The sequence below is a fragment of the Enterococcus sp. SB12 genome, from assembly GCF_030910025.2.
Classification (GTDB): domain Bacteria; phylum Bacillota; class Bacilli; order Lactobacillales; family Enterococcaceae; genus Enterococcus_B; species Enterococcus_B faecium.
The window spans coordinates 1,202,644-1,222,935 of the sequence record NZ_CP175675.1; the positions used below are offsets into that span (position 1 = coordinate 1,202,644).

19 protein-coding genes and 5 pseudogenes are annotated in these 20,292 nt (G+C 34.1%); 16 read left to right on the forward strand and 8 right to left on the reverse strand.

The features are described from left to right. Nucleotides 1-328: 328 nt before the first annotated feature. A pseudogene (locus RBL01_RS05915) lies at nucleotides 329-1,454 on the reverse strand (IS3 family transposase). Nucleotides 1,455-1,593: 139 nt separating this feature from the next. Here RBL01_RS05915 and RBL01_RS05920 point away from each other — a divergent pair. Further along, complete coding sequence (locus RBL01_RS05920; RefSeq protein WP_002298666.1) at nucleotides 1,594-1,809, forward strand: hypothetical protein; 216 nt, start codon at nucleotides 1,594-1,596, stop codon at nucleotides 1,807-1,809. A 262-nt stretch (nucleotides 1,810-2,071) separates the two neighbouring features. Then, complete coding sequence (locus RBL01_RS05925) at nucleotides 2,072-2,269, forward strand: cold-shock protein (protein ID WP_002293041.1); 198 nt, start codon at nucleotides 2,072-2,074, stop codon at nucleotides 2,267-2,269. 391 nt (nucleotides 2,270-2,660) lie between these two features. Here the strand turns inward: RBL01_RS05925 and RBL01_RS05930 are convergent, their stop codons facing one another. Next, a complete protein-coding gene (locus tag RBL01_RS05930; protein WP_002319174.1) occupies nucleotides 2,661-3,452 on the reverse strand; it encodes a MurR/RpiR family transcriptional regulator in 792 nt (263 codons plus the stop codon). 126 nt (nucleotides 3,453-3,578) lie between these two features. Between RBL01_RS05930 and RBL01_RS05935 the strand changes: the two genes are divergently transcribed. From RBL01_RS05935 to RBL01_RS05955, 5 genes are all read left to right on the forward strand, one after another. Beyond that, complete coding sequence (locus tag RBL01_RS05935) at nucleotides 3,579-5,078, forward strand: fructose-specific PTS transporter subunit EIIC (protein ID WP_307781008.1); 1,500 nt, start codon at nucleotides 3,579-3,581, stop codon at nucleotides 5,076-5,078. Nucleotides 5,079-5,099: 21 nt separating this feature from the next. Then, nucleotides 5,100-5,549, forward strand: coding sequence for a PTS sugar transporter subunit IIA (locus tag RBL01_RS05940; protein WP_025477638.1), 450 nt, complete (start codon nucleotides 5,100-5,102; stop codon nucleotides 5,547-5,549). Between the two features lie 2 nt (nucleotides 5,550-5,551). Continuing rightward, complete coding sequence (locus tag RBL01_RS05945) at nucleotides 5,552-8,158, forward strand: glycoside hydrolase family 38 C-terminal domain-containing protein (protein ID WP_058128822.1); 2,607 nt, start codon at nucleotides 5,552-5,554, stop codon at nucleotides 8,156-8,158. A 139-nt stretch (nucleotides 8,159-8,297) separates the two neighbouring features. Beyond that, on the forward strand, nucleotides 8,298-9,311 hold the full coding sequence (locus tag RBL01_RS05950) for an MFS transporter (protein WP_374047759.1): 1,014 nt from the start codon (nucleotides 8,298-8,300) through the stop codon (nucleotides 9,309-9,311). Next, the gene (locus RBL01_RS05955) at nucleotides 9,292-10,020 is read left to right on the forward strand and encodes an ROK family protein (RefSeq protein ID WP_002327871.1); all 729 of its coding nucleotides are present in this window, start codon (nucleotides 9,292-9,294) and stop codon (nucleotides 10,018-10,020) included. Before RBL01_RS05950 ends, RBL01_RS05955 begins: the two co-directional genes overlap by 20 nt. 285 nt (nucleotides 10,021-10,305) lie before the next feature. Here RBL01_RS05955 and RBL01_RS05960 read toward each other — a convergent pair whose 3' ends face one another. The 5 genes and pseudogenes from RBL01_RS05960 to RBL01_RS05980 form a co-directional block, all read right to left on the reverse strand. Next, nucleotides 10,306-10,566: a hypothetical protein gene (locus RBL01_RS05960; RefSeq protein ID WP_002322258.1), complete on the reverse strand. Its 261-nt coding sequence runs from the start codon at nucleotides 10,564-10,566 to the stop codon at nucleotides 10,306-10,308. A gap of 136 nt (nucleotides 10,567-10,702) precedes the next feature. Further along, a complete protein-coding gene (locus tag RBL01_RS05965; protein WP_002299276.1) occupies nucleotides 10,703-11,116 on the reverse strand; it encodes an Hsp20/alpha crystallin family protein in 414 nt (137 codons plus the stop codon). Nucleotides 11,117-11,572: 456 nt separating this feature from the next. Beyond that, nucleotides 11,573-11,974: pseudogene (locus RBL01_RS05970) on the reverse strand (hypothetical protein); the annotation flags it as partial. 51 nt (nucleotides 11,975-12,025) lie between these two features. After that, nucleotides 12,026-13,195 (reverse strand): IS256 family transposase, encoded by a 1,170-nt coding sequence (locus RBL01_RS05975; RefSeq protein ID WP_002300314.1) that lies wholly within the window; start codon nucleotides 13,193-13,195, stop codon nucleotides 12,026-12,028. A gap of 337 nt (nucleotides 13,196-13,532) precedes the next feature. Further along, the gene (locus RBL01_RS05980) at nucleotides 13,533-13,748 is read right to left on the reverse strand and encodes a DUF378 domain-containing protein (protein ID WP_002289418.1); all 216 of its coding nucleotides are present in this window, start codon (nucleotides 13,746-13,748) and stop codon (nucleotides 13,533-13,535) included. A gap of 222 nt (nucleotides 13,749-13,970) precedes the next feature. Here RBL01_RS05980 and RBL01_RS05985 point away from each other — a divergent pair. After that, nucleotides 13,971-14,363 (forward strand): annotated as a pseudogene (locus RBL01_RS05985) (SDR family NAD(P)-dependent oxidoreductase); the annotation flags it as partial. Nucleotides 14,364-14,404: 41 nt separating this feature from the next. Here RBL01_RS05985 and RBL01_RS05990 read toward each other — a convergent pair. Then, nucleotides 14,405-15,530: pseudogene (locus tag RBL01_RS05990) on the reverse strand (IS3 family transposase). A gap of 179 nt (nucleotides 15,531-15,709) precedes the next feature. Here RBL01_RS05990 and RBL01_RS05995 point away from each other — a divergent pair. The 8 genes and pseudogenes from RBL01_RS05995 to RBL01_RS06030 all read left to right on the forward strand — a co-directional run bounded on the left by RBL01_RS05995 (nucleotide 15,710) and on the right by RBL01_RS06030 (nucleotide 20,080). Continuing rightward, a complete protein-coding gene (locus RBL01_RS05995; RefSeq protein WP_410779647.1) occupies nucleotides 15,710-16,267 on the forward strand; it encodes a PRD domain-containing protein in 558 nt (185 codons plus the stop codon). A 35-nt stretch (nucleotides 16,268-16,302) separates the two neighbouring features. After that, entirely contained in the window at nucleotides 16,303-16,524 is a 222-nt protein-coding gene (locus RBL01_RS06000; RefSeq protein WP_002319294.1) for a hypothetical protein, read from the forward strand. Nucleotides 16,525-16,628: 104 nt separating this feature from the next. Then, nucleotides 16,629-16,979, forward strand: a complete 351-nt coding sequence (locus RBL01_RS06005; RefSeq protein ID WP_229205521.1) for a PTS sugar transporter subunit IIA — start codon at nucleotides 16,629-16,631, stop codon at nucleotides 16,977-16,979. Next, entirely contained in the window at nucleotides 16,972-17,463 is a 492-nt protein-coding gene (locus RBL01_RS06010; RefSeq protein ID WP_002299268.1) for a transcriptional regulator GutM, read from the forward strand. The genes RBL01_RS06005 and RBL01_RS06010 overlap by 8 nt, the downstream gene beginning before the upstream one ends. Beyond that, on the forward strand, nucleotides 17,451-18,005 hold the full coding sequence (locus RBL01_RS06015; RefSeq protein WP_002319296.1) for a PTS glucitol/sorbitol transporter subunit IIC: 555 nt from the start codon (nucleotides 17,451-17,453) through the stop codon (nucleotides 18,003-18,005). Before RBL01_RS06010 ends, RBL01_RS06015 begins: the two co-directional genes overlap by 13 nt. A gap of 17 nt (nucleotides 18,006-18,022) precedes the next feature. Then, nucleotides 18,023-19,018 carry a PTS glucitol/sorbitol transporter subunit IIB gene (locus RBL01_RS06020; RefSeq protein ID WP_058128848.1) on the forward strand — a complete coding sequence of 332 codons (996 nt, stop codon included), beginning with the start codon at nucleotides 18,023-18,025 and terminating at the stop codon, nucleotides 19,016-19,018. Between the two features lie 17 nt (nucleotides 19,019-19,035). Continuing rightward, nucleotides 19,036-19,401, forward strand: a pseudogene (locus RBL01_RS06025) (PTS glucitol/sorbitol transporter subunit IIA). Beyond that, a complete protein-coding gene (locus RBL01_RS06030) occupies nucleotides 19,385-20,080 on the forward strand; it encodes a fructose-6-phosphate aldolase (RefSeq protein WP_002299263.1) in 696 nt (231 codons plus the stop codon). The pseudogene RBL01_RS06025 and the gene RBL01_RS06030 overlap by 17 nt, the downstream one beginning before the upstream one ends. Nucleotides 20,081-20,292 lie beyond the last annotated feature (212 nt).

Sequence of the window (20,292 nt, forward strand, 5' to 3'; positions counted from 1 at the left end):
TTCTGTGAATGTGTTGTGGTAACTCTATTCTACAGAAGGGACTTCCTTTTTTCTATTTACACAAAATATTTTACACTCTCCGTCATTTTTCTTCCTCCTATCACTTTTAGATAAGAGTATCTCTTATTTATTTTATAGTCAATACCTTAATAATAAGTCGACAGAAACAAGAATTAAGGAGAAACAGTTGGATGTCAAGTGATAGTACTAGTATAAAGACAAAAACAACAAGTGAGAAAATTTATAGTTATAAAAGCAGAAAAATTAATAATTCTTATAAAGATATTGGATTTGAGTCAATATCTTGGACACATTTTAGTAGAGACGGTTAAGCCATTTTTTCTTTTGCTAATTCTTCAAATTCCTGTGGGGTTAGATAGTGAATCGAGCTATGGATTCGATTTCGGTTATAAAATCCTTCAATGTAGCTAAATAGCGCTCGATTTGCTTCTTCAAAATCTGAGTAGCTAGTCGTGTAGACTTCTTCTTTTTTTAATGAGGCATGGAAAGATTCGATTCCAGCATTATCATAAGGTGTTCCTTTTCTACTATAAGAATGCCTTATTTTGTTGGTTTTAAGCCATTGTTCCACTTCTCTTGCTGTGTATTGGCTGCCCAAGTCAGTGTGTAGAATCATTCCTTCTGGAATGTGATAATGTATTTTTGCTTTATTCAATGTTTGAATGACACAATCCACAGTCATTCGTTTTGAAAATGTATAACTAATAATTTTTTTCGTGTGTAAATCCATGATTGAAGATAAGTAACACCAACCATTTTTCTTAGTAGGAATGTACGTAATGTCAGCTGCCCATTTCTCACAGATCGTTTCAGTAGAAAAGTCCTGATTTAAGAGATTCTCTTTTGAAATGATCGGTTTATTAGACCTTTGAGGTCTATATTTTTTAACTACAATCGACCTTAAATTTAATTGTTTCATTAGCTTTTGGACATGTTTAAGAGATACTGAAATCCCTTCTTTTAATAAAACTTGATGGATCTTTGTGGCACCATAGCGTTGTTTATTCGTAAAAAAATTGTTGAAATCTTCTTTTTCAACTTATTATTTCTGATTTCTGTAGCTGTCAACGGTTTATTCTTATAAAAATAATAGACACTTCTAGGGATTTCTAATAACCGACACAACAAAGAAACAGTGTAATCCTTACACCATTTTTCAATAAATTGAACAAGCGAATTTAGGTTTTCCGAGAGAATATGGCTGCGGCTTTTTTTAAGATTTCAAGTTCCTCATTTAAACGAGCATTTTCTTTTCTCAGTTCAGCTACTTCTTTTCCAGTCAGTCCTGTGGACTGATCAGGTAAATATAAATTCTTCCATTTGTAAATCGTTGCTTCAGATAAGCCATATTCTTTCGCTAACCCTCGAACAGAACGTCCAGTTTGATTCAGTTCAACAATCATTTGTTTAAAATTTTCTTCATATCGGGTCATAAAAATTCATCCTCTCGTAGATAAGTTTAATTTATTCTTGTCTCTACGAAAAGCTGTCTAAGATTTGATACTAACACCAAATAGCATTTTATCAACTAATAGCCAACTAATAACCAAATAATAAGAAGAATAGTTTCGAATGAATCACAGATACCTCAAATTAACAAAATTAAGAAAACACGAACTAACTGCAGCGAAAGCAAAATTAAAAAAAGAATACGGAGCTTCTGCAGAAGAAACATATAAAGTTGCGAAAAATTGTATTGCTAATATAATCACACTGCAAACATTTTGTTTAAAAACGGAAGTAGTTAACGAAGAACAAAAAGAAACTAGATATTACTCGATTAATTGATAGAGAGATCATTCATTGAAGGTCTTTCTCGTTGGTTAATCAATTATTGTGATTTTCTGAAATTTCACATCTTTTTTATTTATATTTAAACCGTATATCGAGTGATTATCCTTGTGTTAGCATTACATCCGTGTTATAGTAAATAAGTAATCTAATTTGAAACGTAATCTGAGCGATATATTCACACTATAAAAACTCCTTTTACCAAGTAATATTAATTGCAATAAAACACGTATTATATACGTATCAGGAGGAAATATATATGAATAACGGTACAGTAAAATGGTTTAACTCAGATAAAGGTTTTGGTTTCATCACTGGTGAAGATGGAAATGACGTATTCGCTCATTTCTCAGCAATCCAAGGAGAAGGCTTTAAGTCTTTAGATGAAGGACAAGCAGTTACTTATGATATTGAAGAAGGACAACGTGGTCCTCAAGCAGTAAATATCGTAAAATAATGTTGAACGTTAACCGCCTCATATGAGGTGGTTTTTTTGTTTATATGGGTAGAAAATTTTTCTCTCACATTTATCCCACGGTGATTGGATAAGCTACGAAAAATTTGAAATAATACGAAATAGTATGAAAAACAATCGAGCATATACCAATTGCAAAGACTTCTATATAAAGCAATTTAAACCTTATTGGAAATGTATGTAATACTTTTAGAATACAAGAATATAGGTAGCTTTCATGGCTGCTTTGTAAATGGACGAGGAAGAAAGCAAGAAGTAGCAAGGTTTTTGAGGATTTATACTGTGTATACATGCATTTGCCACCGGATTGCCACCGGTGGCTTTTTTATTGTGGGGCTATTTTAGATGAATTTTGGGTAGATATTTTCTTAATTCAGATGTTTGAAAAGAAGAGACTAGATTTTTTTATTTTTTCTAGGGCGTCATCATAATTTTGTTTGATCATATCTTTAAATAGTCTATCCATCAAATAAAGTAGTGCATTTCTAGAGTCTGTAGGAATCTCTTTGAATGTTAAGATATTTTTTTCAAAACAGCCTATGCTGAGTTCATGGGTACAAAATTCAGATAGTGTACTCTCTATTCCGTTTGTTACTAAAATCTTTTTGATCCCTTCAGGAAGATATTTTTGACAATCAATTATTTCTTGGCATTCTCCGCTATTGGATATCATTAATACAACATCATCTTTATTGAGTAAAGGAATACTTCTTACCTGTTCATCAAATGAGCGAAAAAACATAATTTTAGTTGGGTCTACCTTGTGAACTTTTAAGTAAAAATCAAGTGCAGTGACCTGAGACATCTGAAAAGCTAATATATAAATTCGGTTAGCGTTAATTAAGATATTCACTGTATCGTTATAAACTTTGGTATTCAATAATTTGTTCACTAATTGAAAAGGTCGAAGAAAATCTCGTTCCTTATTATCACAATCAAACGGTGAATTACCATAATTAAACTTCATTTCTTGAAATCCTGAATATCCAATTTTTTTTGAGAAGGAAATTATTGAGCTTGGAACACTATAAGTTTTTTCTGCAAGCTCTCTAGCGGTACATGTTTCAAGGCAGTCAGGATTTTCTAATATATATTTTGCTATTTCTTGATGATTAGCTGAGAAGTCCTCCATACCTTGTTTTATTCGTATTAACACATCATTCATTCTTTATTCTCCTTTCGCGAACAAATTTCCAAAATGATTAAATACATTGAAATTTTGTATTCTTGTGGTTATTCTCTATCAAGAAAGCGCTTTTTAATCAATAAAAATATTTTAGGAGGGTAACAAATGAAAATAGTCGGAATCACAGCATGTGCTGCGGGAATCGCTCATACTTATATGGCACAGGCAGCAATTGAAGAAGCTGCCAAAGAACTCGGCATAGAAGCTAAAGTTGAGGCTCAAGGGACAATAGGAACAGAAAATGAGTTGACATCAAAGGAAATTGACGAAGCTGATCTCGTAATAATTGCGGCAGATATCAATATTGATAAAGGGCGCTTTGGTGGAAAAAAACTTGTGGAAATTGATACGAATACTGTATTGAAAGATCCGCAAAAAGTGATTCAAGATGGTTTGCAAAATGCGACTGTATTTGGTGCAAAGGGTACAAAAATTAACGGAAACATAGAGATTGGTACTTCTTCTAATAAGTTTGTCCGCTATTTAATGTCAGGGCTTACAGATATGATTCCAGTTACAATTTCTGCCGGGCTTCTTCTGGCAATTGCAAATGCAATGGCGTTTCATCCAGATCCAAATAACGCTGATCTAGTTGTCTGGGGATTCCAAGAAACCACTTCCGGAGAATTTTTCTCAAAACTTTTTGATTTAGGTAAAGTAGGATTTACCTTGATGATCCCTATTTTTGCGGCAGGAGTAGCTCGAGCAATTGGAGATAAGCCAGCTGTAGCACCTACTTTTATTGCTGGATATATTATTAATGATCCAACTTTTTTAAAAACGGAAACCGGAGCAGGTTTTATTGGAGCGATTTTAGTTGGATTTGGAGTAGGCTACCTTGTTAAAATGTTGAAGAAAATTCCTTATCCACATCTCTTAAAACCAGTAGTTCCAATTTTGATCATTCCTCTGATTGCAACATTTATTTCTTTTGTAATAATTTACTATTTGATTGGTAGACCAATTGCAGCCGGAATGAATGGTTTGTATGACGTAATCAACCATGTCACAGTAGCTTATGCAGCTGCTCCAATTTTATATGGAGCAATTCTTGGAGGCATGATGGGTGTAGATATGGGAGGGCCGATTAATAAAACAGCTATGCTTGTTTCCTCCGCTATTTTTGTAGATACGATGAATCAATTTGGACCGCAAGGAGTAAATGCAATTCCTCAGGCAGCGACTGGTGCAGCTATTGCAGTAGCTCCATTAGGTGCAGGTATTGCTACTTTGCTATTTAAGAAATACTTTACTACAGAAGAACGAGCGTTAGGATCTTCTGCTCTTGTAATGGGAATGGTCGGTGTAACAGAAGGTGACATTCCATTCGCAGCTGCTAATCCATCACTGATTATCGCAAATACGATTTCTTCGGCAATCTCAGGTGGGTTAGTTGCCAGCATGGGGATTCAGTTTTATGGTGGTGTAGGATCTCCGCTAGGCGCATTTGTAGGATATACAACTGGTCCAAAACTGTCTTGGTTGTTATGGATTGTGGCTATTCTATTTGCCTCACTGGTCAACGCATTTTTGTATAGATTCTTTTTGAGAAAACGAACTATTACTCCAAAAGAAGTAGAATATGAAGTTGTAACTGAAAAATAATAAAAGTTAGGATTGAAAATGATGACTGATTCTGTATTTGTAAAAGAAAATATTTTTATTAATGAAGAACCTATCTCTGATAAAATGGCTTTATTTAAATACATTTCAGAGAATGCCAAACATCTAAATTATGTATTGTCAGAACAAGATTGTTTTGATGGGTTGGTGGATCGAGAAAGTCAGCAAACTACAGGGTTTCAGGATGGTTTTGCGATTCCACATTGCAAAAACGATACGGTTGTTTCGCCCAAAATGCTCTATGTAAAAACAGAACCAATTCCTTGGGATAGTCTTGATTGCAAAGATATTACTGATTCTTTTGTATTACTGATTCCAGAAAAAGGTGCTGAAGAACATCTTAAAATCTTAGCTAAGATTGCTCGATCATTAATTGATGGTGGATATAGAGATAGTTTAAAAAAAACGAAACCAGAAATCTTTGAATTGATTTCAAATAAGTTGGAGGTTTAAGAATGAAAAAAGTACATGTAGTTAATCACACTCATTGGGATAGAGAATGGTACTTTACCACAATGGATGCAATTTTATTAAGTGATAATACCTTCAGCTCTGTTATCGATGAATTACTAAACAATAAAAAAGCGAAATTTTGTTTAGACGGTCAGTCTTCTATTTTAGATGATTTTATCGCTCGACGACCAGACCAGTTAGATAATGTTAAAAAGCTTGTCGAGAATAAACAACTATCTATTGGTCCGTGGTATACCCAAACAGATGCATTTTTTGTTGATGAAGAATCTTTTATACGCAATTTAATTATTGGGATCAGAGATTCAAGAAAATACGGAGATGAAATGAAGATTGGATATTTGCCTGATACATTTGGTTTTAACGCACAAATGCCCACCATCTTAGCTAATTGTGGACTAGATAATATTATTTTCTGGAGAGGAATTAACTTTAAGAAACATGTCTCTGGTCCATACTTTACCTGGAAGGGGTTAGGAGATAAAGAAATTACCGCAATGAATCTTGTCGATGGATATGGAACAGCTGCGTTTTTAAAAAATACCCCAGAGTATTTAAATGAGCGATTATATCCAGCGGTTGAAAAAGTTGAATCATTAACAGACGATAATAATCTATTGATTCCTGCGGGGGGAGACCAACTGGAGATAATCCATGATTTACCAGAAGTTCTTGAAGAAATCAGTAAAGAGAGTAAGTATGAATTTGTAGAAAGTTCATATGAAGATTTTCGAGAGCTGCTTCGTAAAAAAAACGATTTGCCAGAATATCGTGGTGAGTTTCGTGAGCCATGTACAACACGTACGCATAAGTCGATTGGTTCAGTCCGCTATGATATAAAGAGATCAAACTTTATAGTTGAACAAAAATTATTAAGAAGGATTGAACCGTTGCTCGCAATTGCCGAGGCTTTTCAGATCACAGTCAGTCATGAACTAATTATTGATGCTTGGAAAAAGCTCATGGAAGGCCATGCACATGATAGTATGGGAGGGTGCGTAAGTGATGATGTAGCAATCGATATTCTGCATCGAATGAAAGAAGCAAATGAAATTGCGGATGGAGTCGAGAATTATATTGTCAAACGTTTTACTGAGAAATTGCAGCTGACAAGTAATCAAGTAATTGTATTCAATACTACATCAAAGGATTACAAAGGATATAAGATAATCGATTTTCTTGCCGCTGATAAAAATTTAAGAATCGCTGGAATTGATGATGCTGTTTTAGTTAGAGCAGATTATTTTGAAGGGAAAGATAATCTGTTGTTAGAAACACCAGAAGGTCCCAAGTATATTAATGAGGACCCATACTATCGGTTGTATGTATTAACAAATGTAGAAATTCCAAGTATGGGTTTCAAAATTTTTAACATTGAAAAATCAGAACAAGAGATCGAATCCTTGGCAAATAGTGAAGCTACAAGTATTCAAAATGAGTTTTATACCATTAGATCTGAGAATGGCAATCTTTCTATAGAAACAAAAGATGGTAAAAAGCTTAATTACTTTATCGAGTTTGAAGATATGGGGAATGCGGGTGATACGTATGACTTTTCTCCAGTTGAAGGAGACGATCCGATCCTTCTACATCCTGACTTGGTTCAGGTTAAGAAATCCACGTTGATTGAAGAAATGATTTTATCAGGAAATTTCCAATTACCAAAAAATCTTGAAGCAAGAGTGGGGCAATCTAATGAAAATGGAAGCTTGAATATTGCGTTAACCATCACTTTAGCAAAAAAATCTCCTCTGATCGATTGTAAAGTGAAAGTTGACAATCAAGTACTAAGCCATCGTCTCCGAGTAAAATTGAATCCTGATATAGAAACAACCAAAACAATTGCTTCCGTACCTTTTGGGTTTATTGAGCGCGAAGAGTTGGTTGAGGATATCCCCAATTGGCATAAACAATATGTTGAATACCCAATTGATTTGGAACCATTTGATAAAAGCGTCTCAATGATTGGTAAACAGAGCTACCTTACTGCATTCGGTAAGGGAATCAAAGAATATCAATTGCGTAATAATACGCTTTATTTAACATTATTTGCATCTACTAGTCAGTTAGGGAAACCTAATTTAGCGTATCGACCAGGTAGAGCCTCTGGGGATCCAATCAAAAAGGGGCATGTTATGATGCCGACGCCTATGGCTGAGTTGATAGGAGAGTTAACTTTTGAATTTGCTTTACAAATTTCAGATGGAACTTTTGATGAGTATGAGGTTTCCAAATCTTGGAAGCAATTTTCTGATCAATCAATTTGTTATCAGAACCAGTCATTAAATAAGTTTATTCATAGGCTGGACAACAAAATTCAAAAGATTGATATGGAGAATGTCAATTTACGCGAGTGTTCACTTCTTGGGGTAGACACAAAAGCCTTTGACAGTTCTTTTGGGTTCTCTATGTACCATAAAAATGCCTATCTATTACGTTTTTGCAATCCAACAAAAGTCTCTATGCCATTAGAAAGAATCGATTTAAAGCAGTTCTCAAAATACGAATTTGTAAATTGTCAGGAACAACTAACTGAACCAGTTACTGAAATACCACCGTATGATATGGTGACGATTAAAGTGTGGAGATAAAGAATGCAACGAGCACAATTGTTTTTATTTTCAATTGTCTCAGCTATGCTCATATTTCAATACGAACCACTAATGTTTAGTAAAGGAGTTTCTAGAGATATAAGTATAAAGACTCTGACAGCCGTACAGATATTGATTGTTGTTTCAGTATATTTATATCGCTTCTTATTCAAAAAATATTCAAAAAAATACTATTATTCGTTTATCATTAATACTCAGAATAGTGGTATCTTTGTTTATGTATGCTACGCAATCAAGTGGTTTGTTTGTAGTAATGTTCGTTCTTCTACAAAATGTATCTACAGGTTTAGATATATATTTTGAGAGTTCGATAATGAGTTGGATAACGGCTGAGAAAAAAGATTTCGGAAAATACAGGATGTTTGGTTCACTGGGGTATGCAACTAGTGGATTTTGGATTTCCCTATTTTTAGTGTTACTACGAAACGTATCTTATATGCTCCTGTTAGCTTGTGCAATAAATCTCGTCTTATTGTTTTCGAATATAACTAAACCAATTCCAAATACAATCGAGAAAATTACAACTGAAAAAATCCAAGGCAAAAAGGTACCGAGAATCTATTATTTATTTTTTGCATTTTGTACCTTAATAATTACACTACCAAATTCATTTGGCTATATACTAAATAGTCACTTGAGAAATGAATATGATCTTGATCTGAATAAAGCTACTTTTTACGCAAGTATTGCAGTATTCATCGGTTCCTGTATATCAGAAATGTTTGGATTTTTTGCTGTCGATTCTGTGATTCGAAGATTTTCACCGTTAAAGGTGGTTTTTATAGGCTTTATTTTTTCGGGTCTTAGGTGGTTCTTTGCGCTTGTAAGTACTTCTGAAGAAATGTTTATTTCGACATATCTCCTCCATGGAATCAGTTTTGCTTTCATTTTTATAGGTAGCATACATTTTATTGCTAGTGTATCAGATACTATTGAAATGGGGGAGTTATCAATGAGATTTTCTTTTTTTGCAAATATCATGGGAATCATTTTAGCACAGCTATATTCAATTATGTTGCCATATATTGGTACTCAAGGGATAATTTGGGTATTTTTATTTGTCTGCATTGCTAGCTTCCCTATGGTTATTTTGATTTTAAGGAGACAACACAATGAAATACTTAGCAATTGATATAGGTGGTACCAATTTGAAGTACGGGTACGTATCTCAAGATGGCCATCTGTTACAACATTGGACTATCCCTGTACCAACGAATTATAATGATTTGCTTCAGAAGATAACAGCAATATATCTTTCCTCTGAGAATATCCTTGGGGTAGGGATAAGTTCACCTGGTATATATGATATGAAAAGCAATAGAATTACTGGATCTTCAGCTTTGAAATATTTAATCGGGAGACCACTAAAAGCGGACATATCTTGGGCATTAAATACTACAGTTGCTATCGAAAATGATGGAAACTGCGCTCTGCTAGGGGAGTATTGGCAAGGGAATTGTCAATATTCACGTTCATCTGCAATCTATGTGATTGGTTCTGCAGTTGGAGGGAGTATTCAAATTAGTGGTGAGATTCTTCGTGGTGCGAATAATAATGCTGGCGAACTAGGTTATAGTTTGGTAGATAATCTGCCTACAACAGATAAGTATAGTTCGTTGGGAGGAAAGATTGGATTTAATGCATTATTGAAAAAAATCAATCAACAAGGATATAAATTTGAAAATGGAAAAGACTTATTTTTAAAATCTCAAACTGATAGAAAATTAGAAAAGCTGATAATTGATGAATTAAAGTATCTAGCTTCATCACTTATAACCTTGCAATACGTCATTGATCCTGAGGTAATATTGATTGGCGGAGGAGTAAGTCAGAATACCTAAATAAATAAGCGGGAAAAAGGGAAGGAATAGTAGAACATCGATCCAGCACCATTTTTTTCTTCTTTTGAAATAACATAAAACAATAAACATGAACGTGCAGGGAAGTAAAAACAAAGCTTTACTCATAACTAACAAAATACCAGCTCCTTTTATTTTTTTCTCCCCCACATTCAAAGAGTAACAATGGTATGTACTTAATAATAGAAAAATGGATCAACTTGTATGAATATCAGCTGAAAAGATCTGCACCAAATAAAAAACTTCCAGCCAAAACTGACTGGAAGTTTATTTTTTTCTGAAATATTCTAACACAAATATGAAAAAGATGGCCGAAGCTAATAAGCCGATTTCGTAGCAAAACAATGAGATACCAGAGTCGTAATAATAAAATCCTCTAATCTTATGGATAAAATAGATCATCGGACAAGCAGATAAGAGTAAGTATTTATTAGGCCTTTTGAATAAGTAAAAGAAAGCACTGGTCATTATGATAAATGGTATCCAAAACAAAAGTTTACTTAAGACAATCAAATGATCAACTCCCATATTTTTTACCAAGAGAGATCATAACATCTTTATCGTAAAAACAAAATATTTTTTTGCTCATTTTGAAAATTTAAACATACTCGTTCTTATCCAAATATATAAAAATCGCCCCTCATCCATCGAGAGGCGATAAGTTCTAATTTAACTCAATTTTTTTTGTTTCTTTTGGCTGATGAGCTGTTTTAGGTAATACTAATTTCAGCACACCGTTTTTAAAGGTTCCAGTGATTTTTTCTTCATCAACATTAGGAAGATAGAATGAACGTTTGTAAGAGACCGAATGTCTTTCTTTCCGTACATAGTTGCCATCTTCTTTATCTTCTGTATGGGACTCATGATTGGCGGAGATCGTCAAAGTATTATCTGAATATTCAACTGTCGTGTCTTCTTTGTCACAGCCAGGCATATCAGCAGTTAGTTTGTATTCTTTTTCATTTTCGACTAAATCCACTTTTGGATAACTTGAAACACCTAAAAAATCATTGAATGCTGGACTAAACACGTCATTGAAATCAGGGAACATGTCGCGAATGCTAGGTACATTTGCCATTTTTGATCATCCTTTCAATAAGTATTTTTTATTTATCCCTATTTACGTAATAACTCTATTTTGAAAAAAATGCAAGTATAATGGTTAGCTTTGTGAATATTTCATCTAATACGATACAAAGGCTATCTTTCTAATTTGAAAAAGGGATCATTAAAATAATAAGAAGAAAATATGTCAAAAGGTAAAAAAAGTAAATTCTTCTATCCAAATATAGAAAAATTGAATCTAGAAAACCGTCCGACAATAAATTTCATTAACTCAGTTGACCGAAAATGAAGTACATACCAAAAATTTATCAAGAGAGCAAGTAGAGAAGTGAGTATATTCATAAGAGAAATAGCTGTAACGAATTATTAGGTTAATGCAAATGCTTATTTATACTCCGTATAACTTTCTCAGAAAAAATGATACCGATAATGACTTGCTAGTACTGTAAATCCGTATAATATCATCTAATCAAAATGGTGTTCCATTTGCATCTGTCATCGTAATCGATCCTTCGGGTGACACTCGATAAAAACCAACGCTTCCAGATCCCCCTTGGGAACGGATTTGTTTGCTGGAAGCTGTGAACAAATAATCTCGATCAATTTTTTGATAAAAGCTAATAACAATATCGTCACTTTGTAATTCGGAACGGTGGGCAATAAGAAATAGAAGTGCTTTGTCAGAGTTTTCTAATGGAAGAGAAGGTACAGTGCTTTCTTGCATTTCAGATGTTGAAGAAATGCTAGACGACTGAATACTTGATTGGCTATGTTGCGAATCTACATTACCAGTAGAAGTATTAGTAATGGAAGTAGTAGAAGTACTTTTAGTTGAACCAACCTCAGTTGTTGAAATGGCTGCTGAATATTCGGTTGCGTCAAGAATTATGTGTAAATGGAAAAGCCCATTCTGTTGATCAAGTTAAAACATTGATTCTAATGTATCATGTATTTCTTTAAAACCTTTATGAACTCGGCATAGAAACTTTTGATTATAGTTGTTGAATTGAGATACTAGAAATCTCTCCAGAGATTCTTCATTAGGAAATTGCTCTTTTCTTTTGGTATATTTCTTTAATTGTTTGTTAAAACCTTCAATCAAATTAGTTGAATAAATAGTTCTTCTGATTGACGGAGGGAAATTATAAAAGGTTAATATAGCAGGATTCATGAGCAATTTAACCACTCGTGGATACTGCTTTTTCCATTTATCTATCATAAACCTTATTTGATTATTTGCTTCTTCTTTTGAACTTGCTTGATAAACTAATTTGAAATCGCTACAGATTTCTTGTCGATCACTAACACGAACCTTATGAGCGATATTTCTAGATATATGGACACAACATTGTTGAAATTGAGCATTTGGATAAACACTATGAATACTATCGTTAATGCCACTTAAACCATCAGTTACGACTAATAAAACCTCTTTTAAACCACGGTCTTTTAGGTCTTGAAGAATCTCTTTCCAAACATAAGCAGATTCAGTTGGAGCAAGACTAAACCCAAGAACCTCTTTGGTTCCATCTAATCGAATGCCAATTACAATATAAACTGCTTCTTTTGAAACAGTTTGTCTTTTTAAAGGAATGTGAGTAGCATCCATAAAAATGACAGAGTATCTGGATTCTAAGGACCTTTCTTTAAAGGCAATAATATCTTCAGAAACTATTTTAGTCATATTTGAAATGGTTTGTGGCGTATAGTGATGCCCGTACATTTTTTCAATCAATTCAGAGATTTCAGACATAGTAATTCCTTTTTGAAATAGCTGAATAATAGTGGTTTCTAAAGAGTCATTGGTTCTTTTATAAGCAGGCAAAGTTTGTTGAGAAAACTTACCATTTCTATCTCTAGGAATCACCAAATTTAATTCTCCATACTCTGTTCTGAATGAACGTGAATAATTCCCATTACGGGAATTACCTGAATTGAACCCAGCACGATCATATTTTTCATAATCAAGAAAAGCTGTTAATTCAGCCTGCAATAATGAATTAACAGCTAATTCTAAATGACATCGAAATAATTCATCTAAATCACCTTTATTGATTAGTGTTTCCATAATTTCTGTAGTAAAATTGGGCATGAGAAAGTCCTCCTATAAAATTTCGGTTGTGGTAACTTTAATTTTACAGAATGGACTTTCTTTTTTTCTACCCTAAATATCTATTTACACAAAATATTTTACGCTATCGAATATTCTTTAACAGAATTCTTTTTTTATATCCACAGGCAGAAAAAAGTATTACAGTTCCCAACAAGCCTGCGTAAATCCCTTTATGCATGATAGCTCCTCCTAAAATAGATTATCTTTATTCAGTATATCACTTAAACAAAGAAAAGCAGATGGTTTAAAATGAAAAAACCTTCCCAATAAAGAGAAGGTTCATGAAGATAATAACTTTTTTAATAATTATAGCTTTCTAATATCTTTCATCAACTTTTCTAGTAATCATTGGGAAAAATTTCAAGCAGTAGATCGCACAAATACCTACGACGATATAAATGATCTTCGCAAAAATAGTTGTTGAACCACCAGCAATCATAGCTACTAAATCAAGTTCGAACAAGCCTACCAACAGCCAGTTCAACCCTCCCACAATCAATAAAGTTAATGCAATAGCATCTAAAGTTTTCATTAGAATTATCCTTCCTTAAATGATAAAACAATTATATATCAAAAAGAGAAACATTGCTTATATAACGCTCAGGAATTTTAGCAATCTATGCAAAAAGATGAAAATTTTTTTTGCTCTTCCATTAGTACACATTTTTAGCTGAAGCTGTAAATTTCATGTCTTAATTTTTTTTAGTGAGCTTTTATACTGGATTTGTAAGAAAAAAGAAGGAGAGGATCACATATGCCGGATTGGTTGGATATTGCAGGAAAAGTAGTAATTGTAACTGGAGGTTCCTCAGGAATTGGAAGAAGTATCGTCGAAAATTTGTTGAAGCAGAATGCACAAGTAGCGAATTTTGATGTAACTGAATGCCGTATACAGCATGAAAACCTACTATCTTTAAAAGTCGATGTGTCTTCTAAAACGGACATAGAAGAAGGGATATATAAAGTAATGAAACATTTCAAGACGATCGATGGTCTAGTCAATAATGCAGGAATAAATATTCCTTCTCTTCTAATAGATAGAAATCATCCAAAAAGCAAGTATGAATTATCAGAACAAGTTTTTGATAAGATGATCGCTGTCAATCAAAAAAGTGTATATTTGATGAGCCAAGCAGTTGGAAGAATTGGATTTGAGTCAATATCTTGGACACATTTTAGTAGAGACGGTTAAGCCATTTTTTCTTTTGCTAATTCTTCAAATTCCTGTGGGGTTAGATAGTGAATCGAGCTATGGATTCGATTTCGGTTATAAAATCCTTCAATGTAGCTAAATAGCGCTCGATTTGCTTCTTCAAAATCTGAGTAGCTAGTCGTGTAGACTTCTTCTTTTTTCAATGAGGCATGGAAAGATTCGATTCCAGCATTATCATAAGGTGTTCCTTTTCTACTATAAGAATGCCTTATTTTGTTGGTTTTAAGCCATTGTTCCACTTCTCTTGCTGTGTATTGGCTGCCCAAGTCAGTGTGTAGAATCATTCCTTCTGGAATGTGATAATGTATTTTTGCTTTATTCAATGTTTGAATGACACAATCCACAGTCATTCGTTTTGAAAATGTATAACTAATAATTTTTTTCGTGTGTAAATCCATGATTGAAGATAAGTAACACCAACCATTTTTCTTAGTAGGAATGTACGTAATGTCAGCTGCCCATTTCTCACAGATCGTTTCAGTAGAAAAGTCCTGATTTAAGAGATTCTCTTTTGAAATGATCGGTTTATTAGACCTTTGAGGTCTATATTTTTTAACTACAATCGACCTTAAATTTAATTGTTTCATTAGCTTTTGGACATGTTTAAGAGATACTGAAATCCCTTCTTTTAATAAAACTTGATGGATCTTTGTGGCACCATAGCGTTGTTTATTCGTAAAAAAATTGTTGAAATCTTCTTTTTCAACTTATTATTTCTGATTTCTGTAGCTGTCAACGGTTTATTCTTATAAAAATAATAGACACTTCTAGGGATTTCTAATAACCGACACAACAAAGAAACAGTGTAATCCTTACACCATTTTTCAATAAATTGAACAAGCGAATTTAGGTTTTCCGAGAGAATATGGCTGCGGCTTTTTTTAAGATTTCAAGTTCCTCATTTAAACGAGCATTTTCTTTTCTCAGTTCAGCTACTTCTTTTCCAGTCAGTCCTGTGGACTGATCAGGTAAATATAAATTCTTCCATTTGTAAATCGTTGCTTCAGATAAGCCATATTCTTTCGCTAACCCTCGAACAGAACGTCCAGTTTGATTCAGTTCAACAATCATTTGTTTAAAATTTTCTTCATATCGGGTCATAAAAATTCATCCTCTCGTAGATAAGTTTAATTTATTCTTGTCTCTACGAAAAGCTGTCTAAGATTTGATACTAACACCACTACTTTTCAGAGACGAAAACAGAATAGGTTCTAGAAGAAAAACAAGCAATCAAACATTTTCAGAAGAAGACGAATGCTAGTAAACAAGAAATCACCCTTTTGACGAAAGTTATCGGTATTTCTTTGAATAGAATCTCTAGTAACTATCTGTTGAAGAAGCCCATCAATCGTTACAGTGGGTGTTTTGAATATATCCAAGAATTCAATGAACTGATCAATCGGTTGGAAGAAATCTATGAACTAACTTTGAGCCAATATGAAAAAGATTTTATCAGTTTTCCTTTGAACATCATCAACACAAGTATAACGATGATAAGAAAAGCTAACTCTGATTTGCGCTTATATTTCGACCCCATGATGATGCGTATTCGACGATTAGATCTCATTGATCTGGATGAGTCCTTCTTATATCAAGAGATGAAACAGCACCTCTCTTTATTGATAAATCGGGTAATTTTTCGTTATCGATTGACTGATTTATTTTATGGTGAGATAGAAAAAAAGTATCCTTTTTCTTACCAAATCGCTAGCGAATGCATACAAGCATTAGAAGCTATCTTGCAACATAAGATCTCTAAAGTAGAGATCAGCTACCTAACGTTGTATTTGGAGTTAGCATTTCGATATCAAAAGAGCATTTTTCCTCTAAAAAAGTAGCCATTGTTCATACGACAGGAAAAGGAACAGCATTAATGATCCAAAGACAAATCAAAAGGATATTGGGGACGGATATACAAATAACACATGTTTCAGAAGAACAATATGAAAAAGTAGATCTAAACAAATATTTCGCTGTTTTTACAACGATTCCGTTAAAAAATGTAAATGAAGAGACACCGGTGATCCATTTGACTAATCTTTTCGATGACTCTTGGTTAAGGGCACAATGGCAAAAAGCAAAAAAAAGCGATTAGTCGGGTTTCATTCTACTGTTTTTTTCTATCAAATATGGAAAGAAAAAAAGACGTATCAAGAATATTTAAACAAATTAGTCGCTCCTTTGATCAGAGGCTATTATGTGGATGAAGAATTTGAAAAAAGGATCTTGAAAAGAGAATCTCAGCAAAGCACATTTGTTAACAAAGAATTTGCTTTTCCTCACACAACCAACCAGCTATCTCAACACATTGTTTTATCAGTAGGGCTAATAACTGATCAAGGTTTAGCAGAAACAGGAGGAAATGGAGTTATTTTTTTATTTGCCATACCTGAAGAAATGACGGCTGAAGTTGAAAATGAATTATTTGAGCTATACGATATCCTATTTGAACTCATAAAAATGGGAATAGATGAGTTTATTGAATTAGCACCGACACAGGAATCATTTTTAAAACTAATCAAAAGTAAAGGAGAGAGACTTCATGAATGATATGTATCTATTCATAGTTTTCGCAGCTTCAGCTTATGTGCTGCAAGCAGTTATCAGTTGGAAGCAACTAAAGCATTTCAATCAAACATATAGCGAACTGCGAAGAAAAGGAAAAGTAGCGATTGGTAAACGACCTGGGAAAATCCGTTCAGGCACGATTGTTATGCTAGCTATAGACGATCATGATCAAGTTTTAGAAGTCAGAAAAATGCAAGGGGTTACATCTTTGGCAAAATTTCATTCATTACCTGTCTATGCGGGTGAAGATATCCATTACATCGATCGTTACCATCCCTCAGTTCGAGCGGAAGATCGTTTGACACAAGCAGCTTTAGAAAATGCCAGAGAAGTATACTTACGAATAGAGGCAGGAAATGAAAAAAGTGAACAACCTACATTGCCTTTTATTGCTATGCTCAATAATTTTCGGATATGGAAAAGTACGATCAAAGAAAAAAGGAGTGACAAACGATGGATATCATAACAAAATTTGCTGAGAGATTTATGAGGCTGTTCCAAACAGGTGCAGAAACATTCATAAGCTGGATGACAGGAATCGTACCAGTTGTCTTGATGCTGATGGTTGCAATGAATACGCTGATTGCTTTTTTAGGTGAAGACCGAGTAACGAAAGTAGCCAAATTATCAGCGAAAAATCCGCTTACTCGTTACCTTGTGTTACCGTTCTTATCTGCTTTTATGTTGGGAAATCCTATGTCATTTACAATGGCTCGTTTCCTTCCAGAATACTACAAACCAAGCTATTATGCTGCTCAAGCTCAATTTTGTCATACGAGCAATGGTGTATTCCCCCATATTAATCCTGGAGAATTGTTTGTATGGATTGGGATTGCTCAAGGGATCGAAACCTTAGGGCTAAATTCGATGGAGCTGGCTATCCGATACTTGCTTGTGGGACTGCTGATGAACTTTATTGGTGGTTGGATAACTGATTTTACTACTGGATTTGTATGCAGACAGCAAGGAATCGTTCTTAGCAAAAAAGTAGAGCTTTCAGTTGATTAGAGAAAGGAGTGTTTTAAATGTATAGTGATATCAAGATCGTAAAAGGAAACGGCGGGTATGGAGGTCCTTTGATTATTAGGCCGACAAAAGTTAAACACAAGTTCATCTATGTCACAGGTGGAGGTGAGAGGCCAATGATCGTAGATAAAATAGAAGAACTGACAGGTATGGAGTCTATCAATGGATTCAAAACATCGATACCTGATAGTGAAATCGCGCTTGCAATCGTTGACTGTGGAGGGACTCTTAGATGTGGAATTTATCCTAAAAAAGGGATACCAACCATCAATATCGTTCCCACAGGAAAAAGTGGCCCATTAGCACAATATATCACTGAAGATATTTATGTTTCAGCAGTAGGATTAGAACAAATACAGCCACTAATGGAAACTAGTGATAACAAAGAAACAGTAAATACTACATCTCCAGATAAAAAGTACAAATATGATACTTCTAAAAAGATAACCGAGCAAAAAGCAGAGCAGCAAAACTGGATAGCAAAAATTGGAATGGGCGCGGGAAAAGTAGTTGCTACATTCAATCAATCAGCAAGAGAAGCAGTAGATACGATGATCCGGACAGTGATCCCTTTTATGGCTTTCGTTTCCCTTTTGATTGGTGTGATACAAGGTTCTGGGATCGGTAATGTATTTGCTAACATTATGGCACCTTTAGCAGGAAATGCAGTTGGATTAACAATCATTGGCTTTATTTGTTCACTGCCATTTTTATCTCCTTTGCTTGGTCCAGGGGCAGTTATTAGCCAAGTGATTGGAACATTGGTCGGTGTAGAGATTGGAAAAGGAAATATTCCTCCCCAATTAGCATTACCGGCACTATTTGCTATCAATACTCAAAATGCATGTGATTTTATTCCAGTCGGTCTAGGTTTGGAAGAAGCAAAAGCTGAGACAGTAGAAGTAGGTGTACCATCAGTTCTTTATTCAAGATTTCTTAACGGCATCCCACGAGTTATCATTGCTTGGGTAGCAAGTTTTGGATTATATAGCTGAGTTTAGGAGGAACAGAGATGACGATCTTTGAAACGGTTGTAACAGATGTTGGTATAGAAGCAGAAGTATTCAGGAAAAAAAATAATGATTTTATTTGGAGATGAAGCACCGGAAACATTAACAGATTATTGTTATAAGATTGAATTGAATCAGGTAAGAAAAGAAATAACTTGTGATATGAAGCTCTGCTTTGATAAACAAATGTATGTAATCACAGCAGTAGGAGATGTTGTCCAAACTAATTTGAATGAATTAGGACATATCACGATAAAATTTGATGGATCTCATGAGCCGGAACTTCCAGGAACAATGTATGTAGAAGATAAGGAAATGCCGTACAAGAGGATCAGAATGGGGGAAAGCTATATGGAAATCATGCTTGATACAGCAAATACAAAAAGTATTTATTCTTGTCAACAGTTTTTGAATTTAACAGGCGTAACAACAAATCCTACTATTCTGAAAAAAGAAGGAGCGTCAAACTTCTTCTCGCATATGAAAGAAATCAAAAAAATAATCGGACAGATTCCTATCCATATTCAGACAATAGGAAGAACGGAAGAAGAAATGATAGAGGATGCTCGAGTTATCATAGAAGAACTGGGAAAAGATACGTTTATCAAGGTGCCGGTGAATCAAGCAGGCCTTCAAGCGAGCAAAAAGTTGAAAAAAGAAGGTTATTTGATTACCGGTACAGCTATTTACACAGAATTACAAGGGTATTTAGCTATTAATAATGGAGCAGATTATATTGCACCTTATTATAACAGGATGCAAAATCAAGGCATTGATGCTATGAAAGTGATTGATTCGTTGCGGACTGAGATCGAACGTACGCAAAGTCCAACAAAAATATTAGCAGCTAGTTTCAAAAATTGTGAACAAGTCACTACAGCCATTCGATCTGGAGCTCATGCGATAACGTTAAGTAAAGAGCTACTAGATCAAGTATTAGAGATGCCCTCGATTGATAAAGCAGTGAGGGGCTTCCAAGAAGATTGGGTGCAAACTTTCCAAGCAGAAACGATTGGTGAACTAAAAAAGGTCGCTGATTACTTCTGAATCAATTTCTCCATAAAATAAACGATAGCCTTCTCGAAAACTCGAGAAGGCTATCTGACGATTCAATATTCATTAATTTAAAGTTTGGGTGACTATTACTAACTATTACTTATTTCTCATTTAAACGATGTATTCCCTAACCTCTAATACATCCTTGTAACTCTGAAGTTACGCCAGTTTTGAATAAATTTCATAAAAACAAATGAAAAGTG

Coding starts and splice junctions, on each gene's coding strand:
- RBL01_RS05935 (WP_307781008.1), top strand. CDS start 3,579: ATGAAAATAGTCGGAATCACAGCATGTGCTGCGGGAATCGCTCATACT.
- RBL01_RS05975 (WP_002300314.1), bottom strand. CDS start 13,195: ATGCCCAATTTTACTACAGAAATTATGGAAACACTAATCAATAAAGGT.
- RBL01_RS06020 (WP_058128848.1), top strand. CDS start 18,023: ATGTATAGTGATATCAAGATCGTAAAAGGAAACGGCGGGTATGGAGGT.
- RBL01_RS05925 (WP_002293041.1), top strand. CDS start 2,072: ATGAATAACGGTACAGTAAAATGGTTTAACTCAGATAAAGGTTTTGGT.
- RBL01_RS05920 (WP_002298666.1), top strand. CDS start 1,594: ATGAATCACAGATACCTCAAATTAACAAAATTAAGAAAACACGAACTA.
- RBL01_RS05945 (WP_058128822.1), top strand. CDS start 5,552: ATGAAAAAAGTACATGTAGTTAATCACACTCATTGGGATAGAGAATGG.
- RBL01_RS05955 (WP_002327871.1), top strand. CDS start 9,292: ATGAAATACTTAGCAATTGATATAGGTGGTACCAATTTGAAGTACGGG.
- RBL01_RS06030 (WP_002299263.1), top strand. CDS start 19,385: ATGGAAATCATGCTTGATACAGCAAATACAAAAAGTATTTATTCTTGT.
- RBL01_RS05940 (WP_025477638.1), top strand. CDS start 5,100: ATGACTGATTCTGTATTTGTAAAAGAAAATATTTTTATTAATGAAGAA.
- RBL01_RS06000 (WP_002319294.1), top strand. CDS start 16,303: ATGATCCAAAGACAAATCAAAAGGATATTGGGGACGGATATACAAATA.
- RBL01_RS05965 (WP_002299276.1), bottom strand. CDS start 11,116: ATGGCAAATGTACCTAGCATTCGCGACATGTTCCCTGATTTCAATGAC.
- RBL01_RS05930 (WP_002319174.1), bottom strand. CDS start 3,452: ATGAATGATGTGTTAATACGAATAAAACAAGGTATGGAGGACTTCTCA.
- RBL01_RS06010 (WP_002299268.1), top strand. CDS start 16,972: ATGAATGATATGTATCTATTCATAGTTTTCGCAGCTTCAGCTTATGTG.
- RBL01_RS06015 (WP_002319296.1), top strand. CDS start 17,451: ATGGATATCATAACAAAATTTGCTGAGAGATTTATGAGGCTGTTCCAA.
- RBL01_RS05960 (WP_002322258.1), bottom strand. CDS start 10,566: ATGGGAGTTGATCATTTGATTGTCTTAAGTAAACTTTTGTTTTGGATA.
- RBL01_RS05980 (WP_002289418.1), bottom strand. CDS start 13,748: ATGAAAACTTTAGATGCTATTGCATTAACTTTATTGATTGTGGGAGGG.